At 70.1% G+C, this 15,500-nt stretch carries 7 protein-coding genes; 3 read left to right on the plus strand and 4 right to left on the minus strand.

Translation table 11 applies throughout. The features are described 5' to 3' along the window. Positions 1-13 precede the first annotated feature (13 nt). Positions 14-694: a response regulator gene (locus J8M50_RS29765; protein WP_010351873.1), complete on the plus strand. Its 681-nt coding sequence runs from the start codon at positions 14-16 to the stop codon at positions 692-694. 18 nt (positions 695-712) lie between these two features. On the opposite strand, the gene J8M50_RS29770 is transcribed toward J8M50_RS29765, so the two are convergent. The 4 genes from J8M50_RS29770 to J8M50_RS29785 form a co-directional block, all read right to left on the minus strand. Further along, the gene (locus J8M50_RS29770; RefSeq protein WP_010351874.1) at positions 713-1,504 is read right to left on the minus strand and encodes an ArsR/SmtB family transcription factor; all 792 of its coding nucleotides are present in this window, start codon (positions 1,502-1,504) and stop codon (positions 713-715) included. A 231-nt stretch (positions 1,505-1,735) separates the two neighbouring features. Then, on the minus strand, positions 1,736-2,515 hold the full coding sequence (locus J8M50_RS29775) for a DUF4097 family beta strand repeat-containing protein (RefSeq protein WP_141655549.1): 780 nt from the start codon (positions 2,513-2,515) through the stop codon (positions 1,736-1,738). 27 nt (positions 2,516-2,542) lie between these two features. Further along, complete coding sequence (locus J8M50_RS49800; RefSeq protein WP_010351876.1) at positions 2,543-3,802, minus strand: sensor histidine kinase; 1,260 nt, start codon at positions 3,800-3,802, stop codon at positions 2,543-2,545. 86 nt (positions 3,803-3,888) lie between these two features. Further along, positions 3,889-7,992 (minus strand): beta-sandwich domain-containing protein, encoded by a 4,104-nt coding sequence (locus J8M50_RS29785; protein WP_010351877.1) that lies wholly within the window; start codon positions 7,990-7,992, stop codon positions 3,889-3,891. A gap of 388 nt (positions 7,993-8,380) precedes the next feature. Between J8M50_RS29785 and J8M50_RS49330 the strand changes: the two genes are divergently transcribed. Then, positions 8,381-15,136, plus strand: a complete 6,756-nt coding sequence (locus tag J8M50_RS49330) for an RHS repeat-associated core domain-containing protein (protein ID WP_269149505.1) — start codon at positions 8,381-8,383, stop codon at positions 15,134-15,136. A 6-nt stretch (positions 15,137-15,142) separates the two neighbouring features. Further along, positions 15,143-15,400: a YxzC family protein gene (locus tag J8M50_RS50540; protein ID WP_075661248.1), complete on the plus strand. Its 258-nt coding sequence runs from the start codon at positions 15,143-15,145 to the stop codon at positions 15,398-15,400. Positions 15,401-15,500 lie beyond the last annotated feature (100 nt).

The raw sequence follows: 15,500 nt of genomic DNA on the forward strand, positions 1-15,500 counted from the left end.
CGATCATGCGATCATGGATTCCATGACGACGCGCATCGTACTCGCGGACGACCAGGCCAGTATCCGTATGGGATTCCGGCGCATTCTGGATTCCCAACCGGATATGCGGGTCGTGGCCGAGGCGGAGAACGGTGTCGCCGCCCTGGAGGTGGCCCAGAAGCTGACCCCTGACGTGCTCCTGGCGGACATCCGTATGCCGGAGATGGACGGCCTGGAGCTGACCCGGCGGATCGGCCGGTCCGTCCCCTCCGTCCGGGTGGTCGTCGTCACGACCTTCGAGCTCGACGAGTACGTTCACACGGCGCTGCGCGAGGGTGCCTGCGGTTTCCTCCTCAAGCGGTCCCGGTCCGCCGTGCTCGTCGAAGCCGTACGGGCCGCCGCCGCGGGCGATTCGATGATCAGTCCCGAAATCACCGCACGGCTGCTCGGCCGGTTCCGGCACCCGTACCCCACGGCGGGCCGGCCGCGAGAACTGCTGACCGCACGGGAACAGGAGGTCGCCCAACTGGTGGCCGAAGGGCTGACCAACTCCGACATCGGTGCCGAACTGTTCATCTCGCCCGGCACGGTGAAGACTCATCTGATGCATCTCCAGAAGAAGCTGAAGGTCCGCAACCGCGTCGGCATCGCCGCGTGGGTGTGGGAGTCCGGACTGATGCCGGGGGCCCGACGGGACGATCTGCCGAACGGCTGATATCGGAATGCGGGCGGTCTACGGCAGCATGGGCGACATGCCGACCACACCGACCGCCCGTACTGCCTGGCGGGACTGCGCCGTCGAGGGGCGAGGCGCCGGGGCCGGATGCCGCTGCGCGGCCTCTCCTTGCAGGAGAAGGCGGCCGAGAGGGGTGACGGTGTGAATCATCCGGCTCCGGTTGCGGCGGGTGCGGATCAGTCCGGCGGACCGCAGGACGGCCGTGTGCTGGCTCACCGCGGCCGTCGACACTCCGAGCCGTTCGGCCAGTTCGGTGTTGGTGCACCCCTCTTTCACGGCGTGGAGCGTGGCCGCCCGGGTCCTTCCCACCAGTGCGGCGAGGGCGCAGTGCGGGTCGTTCGCGCGGTGCTCACCGAGGATGCGCGCGACGTCGTCGGGCCCCGGGCGGTCGGCGAACGCCAGCAGGGCCGCACCTCCCGCCCCTCGCCCGCCGGCCGGGATCACCTTGCCGGTGTGCTGGAGGAACAGGGACGGCGTCAGGACCAGACCGCCGCCGCCCGGCCTCGACTCGCCGGGCCGGACACCGGAGATGCTCAGAACGGGTGCGTTCCAGCTGATTCCCGGGCCCAGGCTGTTGAGGAGCACTTCGACGCCGTCCCGGGCCATGATGCCGCGCAGTGTCTCCCGCGCCGCGTCCAGATGGGCCTGGAGGCGGGCTCGGTGCGGCGCGACAGCCGTCCGGAGAAACTTCAGGGCGGCGGAGCAGGCGGCCGGCGGCGGGATCTCCGCGTCGGTACAGATCTCCAGCAACCTTTCGGGGCCGCCGGGAATGTGGAGGATTTTGGCCACTTCCGTCTTTCCCGGATCGGTTCCGGGGGCGCTTAACCAGACTCGTCGACGCCACATCCTGAATTCTTCTCCACTGCTCTCCCCGAGAGCCTCCAGAGCGAAGATCGACTCGATGTGCGTAGTGTCCGACTCGCTGATGGTGATACGTGTCAGGTCGGTTGCGGAAAGAATCACTTGGTGCATGGGAAAACCTCCTGGGCATGGTGGACCAATGATGCGGGCCGGAATCTCTCAGGAATCTGTGGCGCGAATGCGTATGGTTCCCTCTTCGGTGTGGGCGACGATGTGCCGGGCGGCGGACGGGAGGTCGAGGACGCCGACGTACACGCTGTCCCGGTCCCGGGCCTCGGCGTCGACGCGGTACCAGGCACGGGGCAGTTCGATGCGGATGTCCCCGATCTCCGAGGTGGCGACGGCAGACCGGGGCGGCTCGGAGAACGCGAGGGAGACCGGGCCGCGTGTCGCGTGGGCGTCCACGGTCTGTGACGTGGAGTCCAGGACCTGGACACGCCCCCGCGTCGAGCGCAGCGACAGCGGCCCGGAAGCCTTGCGGACGCTGATGTTCCCGTCCCCCGTGGCGACTTCGAGCGTGCGGTTCAGCCCGAGCGCGGAGACACCCGAGGAGGCGTCGACCGACACCGCCACGCCGCGGGGTATCCGGACGACGAATTCACCCCGGCAGTTCATGGCCCAGCCGGTGCACCAGGCGGACAGCCGGAGGGTGTTGCCGTCCAGGTCCCAGCCCGAGTTGCCCTCCCGGGCCGCGGCTCCCGCCAGCTCACGCTCGACGGCGAGATCGTCCCCGGGCCCCTGCTCCAGCCGGACCCGCCCGTCGCCTCGTACGACGATGTCCAGCCGGCTGCCGTCGAAAGCGAACCGGCGCTGCCCGTTGCGTGGCGCGGCGTCCAGGTCGTTCAGGGCCTCCGTGCTCAGCAGAGCCGACGAGACGAGTACGGTCACCGCCAGCGTCAAAGCAATCCGTCCCCCCGTACGCCCAGCCATGCGGATCATGCTGTCAGCCTGATCCGCGAACCGGTATCAGCCGTTCGGCAGATTGCGGGAAGCCCGTGTCTCCTGGGCCGGGGGCGTTCCGGTGAGGGGCAGGAGCACGGTGACGTGCCAGCCGTGGGGCTGGCGCGGCCCCGCGGTGAGCTCTCCGCCCAGCTCCGCCACGCGCGCGGACAGTCCCTTGATCCCGGTGCTTCCGGTGCCCGCCGGCCGCTCGGGAAGGCCGGGTTCGGCCTGCGGGCGGTGCGCGTCGTCGCTGACCTGGAGCGACAGGGCGCCGGCCGCGGTGCGCAGCGAGATGTCCACGCGGGACGCCGTGCCGGCGTGCCGGCGCACGTTGGTCAGGGCTTCCACGACCACCCGGTAGCCCACCGCACTGACCTCGGCCGGAAGTTCGTCCACCAGGCCCTCGGCCATGTCGAGCACGGCTTCGGGGCGGCCCGTCCGGTTGAACCTCTCCACCAGCGAAGGGAGTTCACCGAGATCTCGCCGGGACCGGCTGCCGATACGGAGGTGGCGTGCGCTCTCGCTGTCGCGTACCGCACGCTCCGGCTGCCCGGCCGCCGTGGGTTCGGCCAGCAGCTGCACCGTACGGTCCATGGCCTCAAGCGCCTGGGTGCCGGCCGCGCCGATCTCCGGCAGTAGGTCCAGGGCCTGCCGGGGATCCTTCTCCGCCATGACCCGGGCAGCCTCGACGAGGACGACCACCGCCGTGATGTCGTGAGCGGCGTAGTCGTGGAGGTCGCGGGCGAGGTGCATGCGCTGGGCCTGCCGCTCGGCGGCCACCGCGGCCCGGCTACGGGCGTCCAGGCTGCGCAGATACGCGCCGATGCCTCCGGCGCTCATCGCGAACAGGGCCCACAGCAGGCACAGTTGAACCGTCTCGTCGTGACCGGCCGGTGGGGTCATGTTGAGGGTGATCCGCAGCGGGGAGAGCGTGATCGCCGACGCCAGCAGCAGGCTCAGCCCGACCGACGTGCGCGGACGCGGTCTGCGGACGGCGGCGGCCACCAGCGCCGTGAACGCCAGGGTCTCCGCCGTCCACCAGTTGGCGGTGGCCGAGCGGGCGGGCCCCTGATAGGCGAAGGTCACGGTCAGGGAGACCGCTGTCACGCCGAGCACGGTGAGCGGCAGGACCCTCGGCTGGGGAGGGTTCCACACGGTGAGAACCAGTGCCGCGACGACGGCCGCCGTTCCCGCCCCACTGATGAGCGGCCCGACCGACGCGGTGGTGGCGGCTGCGACGGCCAGCGTCGCCATGACCAGAATCGCGCAGACGAAGCTGCGCACCGGTAACCCTCTTCGCACTGTCACGTGGGTAAAGGTTAGCGATCGGCCTTCGCCGCACCCACGGGTGCGGCGAAGGCCGCCCTCCTCTACACGTCCGGCCCCAGTGCCCCCGCGTCGATCGCCCCCGCCACTGCCCCGTACCCCGCCGCCGTGAGGTTCACATGGTCCCCGGCGTCCGCCTCGGGGCTCAGGCTCAGCGGGGGCGGGTCCGCCGGGCTCGTCGTGTCCGGGACCGCCACGGCCGCTTCCGTGTCGGCGTAGCTCACCGTGGGCGTGTTCGCGTCGAACTGGTCCGTGATCCAGGTGTTGGCGCCGACCCGGCTCGCGTCGGCCGCTGCCGTGCAGGGGGCGTAGCCGGTGCACGGGATGAGGGTGGTGAAGACGACCTTGACGCCCCAGCCTCTGAGCTGCGTGCGCAGTAGGTCGTACGCGGCTTCGAGGCCGGTCTCGTCGGTGCCGGAGACGAGGTCCTGGAGCCCCTCGTCGACGACGACCGTGGAGAGGCCGGGCAGGTCGAGGACGTCCCGGTCGAGGCGGGTGAGGACGGCCGGGCCGCCCTGCCCGGCGAGGTCGGTCGCGAGCCGGTTGGCCTCGATGCCGGTGCCGACGACACCGTACGAAGGACCGGTGAGCGCGTCGGAGAGGCGCGGTGCGCCGAGGACGGCCTTGGTGGCGGCGTCGAAGGGGCTGACGAGGTTGTCGCCGAGGACCGCCACGGTCGGCCGGTTCCCGTCGGCGACGACGTCGATGCCGGTGACGACGTCCGTGAACGAACCCCAGGTGGTCCCCGTCCCGCTGAACGCGGTCGTCGCCGTGTCGGCGGTGTGGTCGCCGGAGCCGACGGCGCTGACGTACATGGTGGTCCCGGCGGCCCAGCTGTGCTGGACGAGATAGGGCGTGTCGTTCACCAGGTGCAGGCTGACCATGACGCGCTTGCCGGGCGTGGCCGCGTAACTCACCGGGTCGCTGTAGACCTCGCCGCCGACCGGGATCGTCACCGCCCTGCCGCCGCCGAAGGTGAGGTCGGCCGGCGTCGCGGTGGGGGCCGCGCCGGAGGACTGGGTGGCGAGGGTGGTGTGGTCGATGGTCAGCGGGCTGCGGCCGAGCGCGTTGGACAGCCGGACGCGGATGCTCGACCCGGCGATGCTCGGCGCGGCGGTGACGCGGAACGTCTGGTCCTTGTAGTCGGTGGTCTCGTAGTTGAACGCCCCTTCGTTCGGCGCGCTCCACGCCCCCGTCCAGTGCGCGCCGCCCGGCGCGGCCGTCGTGTCGCGGACCGCCATGCCGAAGATGTGCAGCCCCGGCACGTCGACGCGGGCCGTGTCGGTGAGGTCGGGCAGGGTGACCGAGCTGAGCGCGGCGCCCGCCTTGAGGGGGACGGCGAAGGCGTAGACGTTCGTGGAGCGGGTCTCCTGCGTGCCGTCGGCGTGGTTGCGGTGGGGCAGGGTGAGCGCCGCCAGGGACGGGGAGCCGTACACCCAGTCCGGGACCGTCAGGTGGTACTGCTGCGCGGCGGAGCCGTCGGCATAGGTGACCGTGCCGAACGGGCCGCCCGCGCGGCAGTCCTCGTACTGCCCGTTGCCGAGCGTGCACTCGGTCCCGCCGACCGAGGTGCCGTCGGGCACGGCGGGGCTGGTGACGTCGGCGTCGGCGCGCTGCGAGGAGACGAACCCGTACGTCGAAGACGCGAGGAACACCAACGCCCGCCCGCTGCCGCTCAGTTGGACGGTCTGGTTCGCCGCGAGGACGTTGTCGCCGCCCGCCGCGCCGAAGGAGGGCAGCGTGAACGTGGCGCCGTCCACGGTGACCTTGCCGCCGGGCTGCCAGCCGGCCGCCTTGAGGTCCTGGAGGGAGAAGGTCGCGCCGTTGCCGTCCGCGTCGCCGGCCGCGCGGTGGGCGTCGTCGGTGACGGCGGTGTTGTCGAAGGCCGCCTGGAGGCTCGGGTACGTCGTACCGGCGTGGCCGAGGGCGGTGAACTGGTACTGCTGCTGCGCCGATACGTTCCCGGCCGCGTCGACCGCGTACACGTACAGGGTGTGGGTGCCGGGGGCGGGCGGGGTGACGGTGACGGTCGCCTTATTGCCGGAGGCGGTGACGGTCTGGGCCGCCGGGGTGTTCGAGGTCGGCGGGCTGACGTCGAGGCGGTAGAGGAACTTGGCCGCGCTGTCGGTGCTGAGGGTGAAGCGGCCCGCCGTGCCCGCCGCCGTCGTACCCGCCGCGTCCTCGATGTAGAGGTTGTCGGCGCTGGTGACGGCCGGAGGGGCCGGGGCGGTGAGGTCGACGGTGAAGTGGCAGGTGGAGGAGGGGGAGCTGGTGTCCTTGCCGTCGCTCGCGGTGACGTTCCAGTTGACGACGTCCCCGCTCCTGAGGCCGCTCATGAACGTGGACGACAGCTGCTTCGGCGCGTTCGTGCCGCTCGCGACCGTCGCGCTGGCCGTCGTGGTCGCGCTGCCGCTGCCGACCCAGTACGTGTACGTCGCCGCGAGGGCGTCCTTGTCGCCGTCGCTCACCACGGAGTTGAGGGTCGGCGGGGTCGTCGCGAGGGTCTTGCCGATCACCGGGTACGGCGCCGTCGTGCCGCAACCCGCCGAGTGCGTACCGAACTTGGCGGCGAGGGCGCTCGGCTTGGTCGGGACGTGGTTGTACTCGACGGACATCGAGGGGTTGTTGGCGAACCGCTTGAAGTAGTTGCCGTCGCCGCTGCCCTCCTGGCTGTTCACCAGCGCGAAGGTCCAGCTCGACGCCTTCGCGGCGGCCAGCCTGGCGATCGTCGAGGTGACGGAGAAGCCGCCCGAGGGTTCGCTGGAGCAGGCGGGGCCGAAGCTCTTGGCTCCCAAGTAGGTGGACAGGGCGGGCCTGTTGGACCAGGTCGTGCCGGAGCCGATCGCGCCCGTGAGGTACAGCTTCACGTCGGAGGAGAGGCTGCAGCTCGCCGAGTAGTTCTCCTTGGCGTCGACGGTCGCGGCGACGATGTGGGTGCCCCAGGCCGCCGAGGGGATCGCGAGCTGGAAGTACGAGCGCTCGACGCCGATGCAGCCCGACCAGCTGTTGTAGCCGACGCCGGGGTCGCCGTACTGGGTGGAGTCGTAGTTCTTCGCGGAGGGGCAGCCCTGCTGGGTCTCGATGTAGTGCTGCTTGGCGCCGGAGGCGTAGTGCGGGTTCCAGGTGGGGTCGATGTAGACCGGGTAGCGGGTGGAGGCGCCGGTGAGGAGGGTCCGGTCGGGGGTGAGGGAGAGGGTGGAGCCGGTGACGTCGTCGGTGACGTGGGCGGTGCGGGCGCCGGGGGCGGGGCCGGTGGTCGTGGTGGCCGAGGCGGCTGTGGTGGTCGTGGTGGCCGTGCCCGAGTCGCTCGTCTCCGCGAGGAGTTGAGGTTTCACCGAGTTCGTGGCTGTGCTCGTCGTCGAGTCCCACATCAGGGGCTGCGGCGCGCTGAACATCACCTGGCCGTTCGGCGTGGCCGCCTGGAGGTTGTCGTGGCCGTCGTCGGTGACGGTCAGACCCGTTGTGTGCGTGGCGAGTTGGAGCTTCGTCAGGGCGGGGTTCGCGGCGGCGGTCGCCGTCTTGACGACGATCAGCTCCGAGAAGCCGCCGGTCGTGTCCGCCGTGAGTCTCAGGTCGACGTCCTGGAGGACGTCCGGGTAGGTGATCGTCGGGCCCGAGACCGTGGGCGCGGGGAGTGACGTCGGCCAGGAGAAGGCGAGTTGGGACTTCCCGGCGGTCATCGTGACGAGCGGGCCGGTGCCGCCGCCGGAGAAGGTGAGCGGCTCGGCGGAGGCGGCGGGGCTGTAGCCGCCGGCGTCGGCGCGGAGGGTGGCGTCGACCGGGACCCAGGTGCCGTTCTGCCGGACGCGGGCCGGCAGCAGGCTGCCGGTCCAGGTGACCGTGCCCGACGGGTTGGCCTGCGCGGTGGAGGTCTCGGTGGTGAGCGCGTCGACGGTGACGGGGCTGCCGCTCGCGGACGCCTTCGCCTGGGCGGTGGCCAGCGCGGATTCCTGGGCCGGCGTCAACCCCGAGTCGTCGGGCTGGAGTTGGGTGCCCGCAGGGCCGTCGGGGCGGGTGGCGGTGAGTGGCGGGGCCGGGACTCCGGGCGAGGGGGCGGCGCTGTCGGCCGTGGCGGGGGCGGCTGTCAGGCCCACCGCGATCAGGGGTGCGAGAAGCGCCAGGGTCACGGCTCTTCGTATCTCGGGCATGCGGATTTCCCCCCGGCCGGGCGAGTGCGTCTGATGCGCACACCCTAGGGAGAAGCCTTTTCTCATTTCGGGCGATAAGGGGCGGATTGCTGTCGCATTCCTGATCCTTTGAGTGCGCTTTGAGCTCTTTGGCATATGCACGCAGTCTCTTTATTCGTTCCTTAACCTCCCCATCTGCGGTGTCGGTTAGCTTCACGGGGCCTTCACTAGGGGATGGGGATATCAGGTGACTCGCGGCACGCGATTGGTTCGAAATTTCGGAAGAATTGGCAGACGCAGATCCACGGCCCGGATCTGGCTGATTCTCACGACGACACTCGCCCTGCTCCTCTCCCTCTCCGCCACCCAGACCGCGCTCGCGGCGGCCACCCCCGCCCCCGGTCACCTGGTGAAGCCCCAGAAGGACCGCTCGGTCCCGGTCACCCCCGTCCACGGACACGCCGTCCCCGCGACCCGCATGCCGTCCTGGAACCCGAAGACCGCCTGGCCGGCGGCCGGAGCCGCCGACACCACCCTCGCCGCGAAGTCCCGCGCCGGCCGCCTCCCCGTCACCGTCACCCCCACGGGCCCGCACCACGCCCCCGCCACGACGAAGCTCCACATCTCCCTTCCCGGCCGGCAGGCGGCCCAGAAGCTGAACCTGCCCGGCGTCCTGCTCACCGTCCAGCCCAGGAGCGCCACCCCCGGCGGCAGCGCCCAAGTCGCCCTGGACTACGCAGCGTTCAAGGACGCGTACGGCGGCGACTGGGCCACCCGCCTGCGCCTCGTCCAGCTCCCCGCCTGCGCCCTGACCACCCCGGCCGCCCCCCGCTGCCGCACCCGCACCCCGCTGCCCTCGGCCAACGACGCGCGCCACGAGCAGGTCACCGCGACCGTCCAGGTCCCCCGCACGACCGTGTCCCCCATGGTGCTCGCGGCCGTCGCCGCGGCGACGGGCGGCGGCGGAAGCTACGCGGCCACCTCCCTCGCCCCCTCCGGGCAGTGGTCGGCCGGCGGCTCCAGCGGCGCGTTCAGCTACTCGTACCCCGTCCCCGTCCCGGACGTCCCCGGCAGCCTCGCCCCGAGCGTCTCCCTCGACTACAGCTCCCAGGCCGTGGACGGACGGACCTCCTCCACCAACGCCCAAGCCTCCTGGATCGGCGACGGCTGGGACTACGCGCCCGGCTTCGTCGAGCGCGGCTACGCCTCCTGCGCCGACGACACCGCGAACGGCAGCCCGAAGACCTCCGACGAGTGCTGGTCGGACGACGCCGACTCGCTCACCCTGTCCCTCAACGGCTCCTCCAACACCCTCGTCCACGACGACGCCACCGGCACCTGGCGCCCGCAGGACGACAACGGCGAGAAGATCCAGGTCAAGACGGACACCGTCAACGGCGACAACGACAACGAGTACTTCGTCGTCACCACCGCCGACGGCACCCAGTACTACTTCGGCCTCAACCGCCTCCCCGGCTGGACCACCGGCGCCGCCACCACCAACTCGGTGTTCACCGCCCCCGTCTACGGCAACGACACCGGCGAACCCTGCCACGCCGCGACCTTCGCCGCCTCCTGGTGCCAGCAGGGCTACCGCTGGAACCTCGACTACACGGTCGACCCGCACGGCAACGCCATCAGCTACTGGTACACGCCGGAGACCGGCTACTACGGCCGCGACAACGCGACCACCCCCACGCCCTACACGCGCTCCGGCTCCCTCGCGAAGATCCAGTACGGCCAGCTCGCCGGGAAGGTCTACGACACGGCGTCACCGGCCGCCGCCCAGGTCCTCTTCGACACCGCCGAGCGCTGCCTGCCCGACGCGAACTTCGACTGCGCGACCGCCAAGATGACGTCCGCCAACGCCACCCACTGGCCGGACGTCCCCGTCGACCAGGTCTGCCCGTCCACCGGCACCTGCGACAACCACGGCCCCGCGTTCTTCAGCAGCCGCCGCCTCACCGGCATCCGCACCCAGACGCTCGTCGGCACCGCCTACTCCGACGTCGACGCCTGGACGCTCGCCCACACCTTCCCGGCCACCGGGGACACCACGACCCCGGCCCTGTGGCTGTCGTCCATCACCCGCACCGGCAAGGACGGCGGCAGCCTCGCCCTGCCGCCCATCACGTTCACCGGACAGGCCCTCGCCAACCGGGTCGACGGACTCGACGGCTACCAGCCGATCACCCGCTACCGGATCACCAAGGTCACCACCGAGTCCGGCGGCACCACCACCGTCAACTACACGGGCCCCCAGTGCCACCGCACCGGCACCCCCGTCCTGCCGTCGGCCGCCGACACCAACACCCTGCGCTGCTACCCCCAGTACTGGACCCCGCCGGGCCAGACCTCGCCGCAGCTCGACTGGTTCAACAAGTTCGTCGTCACCTCCGTCACCGAGCAGGACCAGACCGGCGGCGGCCTGCCCGTCCAGACCACCTACAGCTACCTCGGCGACCCCGCCTGGCACTACAACGACGACCCGCTCACCCAGGCCAAGTACCGCACCTGGAACCAGTGGCGCGGCTACGGGAAGGTCGAGTCCCGCACCGGGACCTCACCCGGCACGCTCACCCTCTCCCGGCAGACCTACTTCCGGGGCATGGACGGCGACAAGACGTCCACCGGCACCCGCTCCGTCACCCTCGACGCCGCGATCGGCGCCGACTCCCAGAAGGACTCCGACTGGCTGACCGGCCAGGTCTTCGAGACCCAGTCGTACGACGGCGACGGCGGCGCGCTCCTGTCCGACGGCGTCACCGACCCCTGGACCTCGGCGGCGACGGCCACCCAGTCCCGTACGAAGACCGGGCTCGACCCGCTCGTCGCGCGCCGCACCAACATGCAGCGCGCCCGCAGCGTCAGCACCAAGGCCGACGGCACCAAGCAGACCACCGAGATCGACTACACCCTCGACCCCGCGACCGGCCTGCCCACGTCGGTCGACGACCAGGGCGACACCTCGACCACGGCCGACGACACCTGCACCCGCACCTGGTACGCCAAGGACTCCGCCGGCGCGACCCTGCCCGCGCCCCGCCGGGTCCAGGAGGTCTCCGTCTCCTGCGCGGCCACCCCCACCTACCCGAAGAACCTGGTCAGCGACGACCTCACCTTCTTCGACGGCTCCACGGACAACACCGCGCCGCCCACCAAGGGCGACGTGACGATGGTCCAGAAGGCCGACTCGGTCGCCGCCGACGGCACCCCGCACTACATCACCGCCCTGAAGACCGGATACGACTCCTACGGCCGCGAACACACCGAGACCGACGGGGACGGCCGTACCACCACCACCGACTTCACCCCGGCGAGCGGCGCCTCACCCACCTCCGTCAAGATCACCCGCCCCCAGGTCACCGGCCAGACGGCCGCCTTCACCACCACCTCCACGCTCGACCCGGCACGCGGCACCGACCTCAGGACGACGGACGCCGCCGGGTACGCGACCAACAGCACCTACGACCCGCTGGGCCGCCTCACCGCCGTATGGAACCCGGGGTTCGCCACCACCGCGAACCCCAACACCAAGTACGCCTACGACCTGAACCCGGGCGCCCCCTCGACGGTCACCACCCAGAGCCTCCAGGACGACAACACCTACCGGACGTCGATCTCCCTCTACGACGCGCTGCTGCGTCCGCGCGAGACGCAGACGGCGACCGTGGACGGCGGCCGGGTCATCACCGACACGGTGTACGACTCCCACGGCTGGGCGGTCAGCGCGTCGGCCCCGTACTACAACACCGGCGCGCCCTCCGGGACGCTCGTGGACGCCGCCGACAACCAGACGCCGTCCCAGACCGGCACGGTCTACGACGGCGCGGGCCGGGCCACGGCCTCCATCGCCTACCACTTCGCCACTGAGACCTGGCGCACCACGACCGCCTACCCCGGCTCGGACCGGGTGGACGTCACACCCCCCGCAGGTACTACCCCGACGACGACCTACACGGACGCGCGAGGCCGCCTGTCCAAGCTCCTGCGCTACCACGGGACTACCCCCACAGGGGTAGCGGACACCGTCACCTATACGTATGACGCGGCGGGCAACCAGACCGGTCAGGACGACGGCCAGGGCCACGTCTGGAGCAGCGGCTACGACCTCCTCGGCCGCCGCACCACCCAGACCGACCCCGACACGGGCACCTCGACCTCGGCGTACGACAACGCGGGCCAGCTCCTGTCCACCACGGACGCCCGGCACAAGACGATCGGCTACCAGTACGACGAACTGGGCCGCAAGAAGGCCGAGTTCGACCTCACCGGCGGCGCCGACCCGACCACCGCGAACGAGCTGGCCTCCTGGACGTACGACACCCTCAAGAAGGACCGGCCCACCTCCTCCACCCGCTACGCCGGCGGCACCTCCGGCGCGGCGTACACGAAGAAGGTCCTCGGCTACGACAGCCACGGCTGGGTCCAGGGCACCCAACTGGTGATCCCCTCGACGGAGGGCGCGCTCGCCGGGAACTACACGACGTCCAACCACTACAAGCTCACGGGCACCCTTTCGGAGTACTCCGAAGGTCTCCCGACGACGGTCACCCTTCCGGGGGAGACCGTCGGCTACACCTACGACAAGTACGGGCGCCCCATCGATGTCGAGGGTGACATCAACGGCTGGGCGTACGTCAGCGATCTGAAGTACACCGAGTTCGACGAACCCTCCCAGTTCACCTACGGGACCGACGGCAACTTCACCCAGCAGACCCTGGCGTACGACGACCAGACCCACCGCCTGACCGGCTCCACCCTCACCACCAAGTCCGGCGCGGCGATCTCCGACCAGACGAAGTACGCCTACCAGCCCTCCGGCAACATCACGAAGATCACCGACAAGCTGGAGACCGGCGCCACCGACACCCAGTGCTACTCCTACGACTGGGCGCAGCGCCTCAGCGCGGCCTGGACGGCGAAGGACGACTGCGCGGGGGCGCCCGGCGCGGCCACGGTGGGCGGGCCCTCGCCGTACTGGCAGAGCTGGACCTACGACGGGACCGGTGCCCGGCTCACCCAGACCGACCACGACGCGACCGGCTCCTCGGACACGACGGCGACCTACACGCCGTTCGCGGCCGGCCAGGGCCCCGCGCACGCGGTCTCCCAGGTCACGCGGACCGGCCCGACGGACTCGACGGTCAACACGTACGGGTACGACGCCGCCGGCAACGCCACCACCCGCACGACCCGCGCCGGCACCGACACCCTCACGTACGACGACGAGGGCGACCTCTCCGAGCTGTCCTCGACCGGAACGGCCGCCGACACGACCTACCAGTACGACGCCGACGGCACCCTCCTGCTGCGCCGGAGCCCCGACGCGACGACCCTCTACGCCGGCGACGAGGAACTCACCCTCAAGAAGGGCGCCACCAGCGCCGACGGGATCCGGTACATCTCCATCGCCGGGGAGACGGTCGCCACGCACTCCTCCGACGGCCACTTCACATACCTGATCCCCGACCACCAGGGCACCGGCACACTCGCCGTCGACTCGCAGACCCAGGCCGTCACCCGGCGTCAGTACAAGCCCTTCGGGGAGGCCCGGGACCAGACCGGGGCGTGGGTCGGGCAGCGTGGGTTCGTCGGGGGTGTGCAGGACGACAACACGGGGCTGACGAATCTGGGGGCGCGGGAGTACGACCCGTCCATCGGGCGGTTCCTGAGTCCTGACCCGGTGCTGGACAGTGGGGCGCCGCAGAGCTGGAACGCGTACGACTACGCGGCCGACTCCCCGGTGACGCTGTCCGACCCGTCCGGGCTGTGTCCCGCTGACCTGTGCGGTATCGGGTACCCCATCGGGGGTACGGGGACCGGCCCGAACAACCCGGTCCGCTACATCACCGACGGTCCCGTCGACCCGGGTGGCCCCAACCACGCCACCTGCCACCACGGACGCTGCTCCGACGGGCACGCCTACGGGGCCAGCGGCGGGAACATCAGCAAGAAGACGTACGACCCGCAGGCCGAGGCGCGTGCGGTCGCCCGCGCGAAATCCACCGCGAACGCTGCCGCAGCCGCCGCCAAGAAGCAGGTCACCGGCCTCAAACACCAGCTCCTCAACCTCGTCGCCGACGTCCTCGGCGTCACCGACGCCTACAACTGCTTCACCAAGGGCGACGTCATGGGCTGCCTCAACACAGCCCTCACCGCCGTCCCCTGGGGCAAAGCGTTCAAGGCCATCAAGGTCGGCGTCGAAGCCTTCAAGATCTGGCGCCAGCTGGACCGGGCGTACACGGCGGTCAAGGACGCGGAGGAAGCAGCACGGGTCGCGGAGGACGCCGCCCGCAGTGAGCGGGCGATGGCCGATGCGGAACGGGCCGGGGGTGATGCCGAGGGTGCCGCGAGCTGCGAGGTCCACAGCTTCACACCGACGACACCGGTGCGCCTGGCCGACGGCACATCCAAACCGATCAGCAAGATCCAGCCCGGCGACAAGGTCCTGGCCACAGACCCCCAGACAGGCGTCACCTCACCCGAACCGGTCCAAAAAGTCATCGTCACCCACAACGACCACGACTTCACGATCCTCACCCTGTCCGTCGCACCGGTCCGCGGCCCGCCCTCCTCCGACAACACCCCGGGCAAGCCCCAGACCCTGACAACCACCTGGCACCACCCCTTCTGGGACGCCGGCCACCAACGATGGACCGACGCCCACGACCTGACCCCGGGCACAAAACTCCGCCAACCCGACGGCTCGACCGTCGTCGTGACGGGGGTGCTGAACGTCCACCGAGGCGGGGTCACTTATGACCTGACGGTCGGGAAACTGCATACGTACTATGTGCTGGCGGGGGACACTCCGGTCCTGGTTCACAACTGCAATAGTGGCGCAAGCGATGCCATGAATGCGGCTCAGCTGAAGCGCTACTATTCGCAAAGTGAGAAGTACGGAAAAGATGGAACGAAGGCGCTTGAGAGCGGGAGGATTCGCTTCTACGGAAATATCACGCCGGCCCGTAACCCTGGAGAGATGGTCGGCCGTCGCCTTGTACGTGAATGGGACCCCAAGACGGATTTCACTCGGATTTGGCATGAGACGCTTGACACTTCAGGGAACGTGCGGATCGTGCGACCTGATGTGAGTGTCACAGGTGGGAGCAAGGTGCATTACTTGTTCAATTCCGAAGGAAACTTCACAGGAACTTTTTGAGGTGCCGTGAGCGAAGGTATTCGAGCGCTGGTAGGTAGTCACTTGAATCGGCTCGCTGAGGGGCTTATCTCTCCCGATGAGGCAGCTGATTGGGCGCTGTGTGTAATGGAGAGTGAGATTTCCGAAGGCGTGGACCCGAAGGTCTGGCGCGCTTTGGATCGGCTTGCGGGTGCTGACTTGCTCGAATCTCCCGGTAGATATCTTCATGGACCCGAAGATTTCGTGTGCTGGCGAGACGAATTTGAGGATGATTCTCACCTTTGAGCTCTTGCGGCCTGACCATTGGGAAGCTGTGCACGTACTGCTATTGATCCGAGACGGTAGGTGTTCCGGGTAATTGTTCCCTGCATGGGTGAAGTGGCGC

It is taken from the genome of Streptomyces acidiscabies, from assembly GCF_020010905.1.
GTDB classification, from domain to species: Bacteria; Actinomycetota; Actinomycetes; order Streptomycetales; family Streptomycetaceae; genus Streptomyces; species Streptomyces acidiscabies.

Coding starts and splice junctions, on each gene's coding strand:
- J8M50_RS29775 (WP_141655549.1), bottom strand. CDS start 2,515: ATGATCCGCATGGCTGGGCGTACGGGGGGACGGATTGCTTTGACGCTG.
- J8M50_RS29785 (WP_010351877.1), bottom strand. CDS start 7,992: ATGCCCGAGATACGAAGAGCCGTGACCCTGGCGCTTCTCGCACCCCTG.
- J8M50_RS29765 (WP_010351873.1), top strand. CDS start 14: ATGGATTCCATGACGACGCGCATCGTACTCGCGGACGACCAGGCCAGT.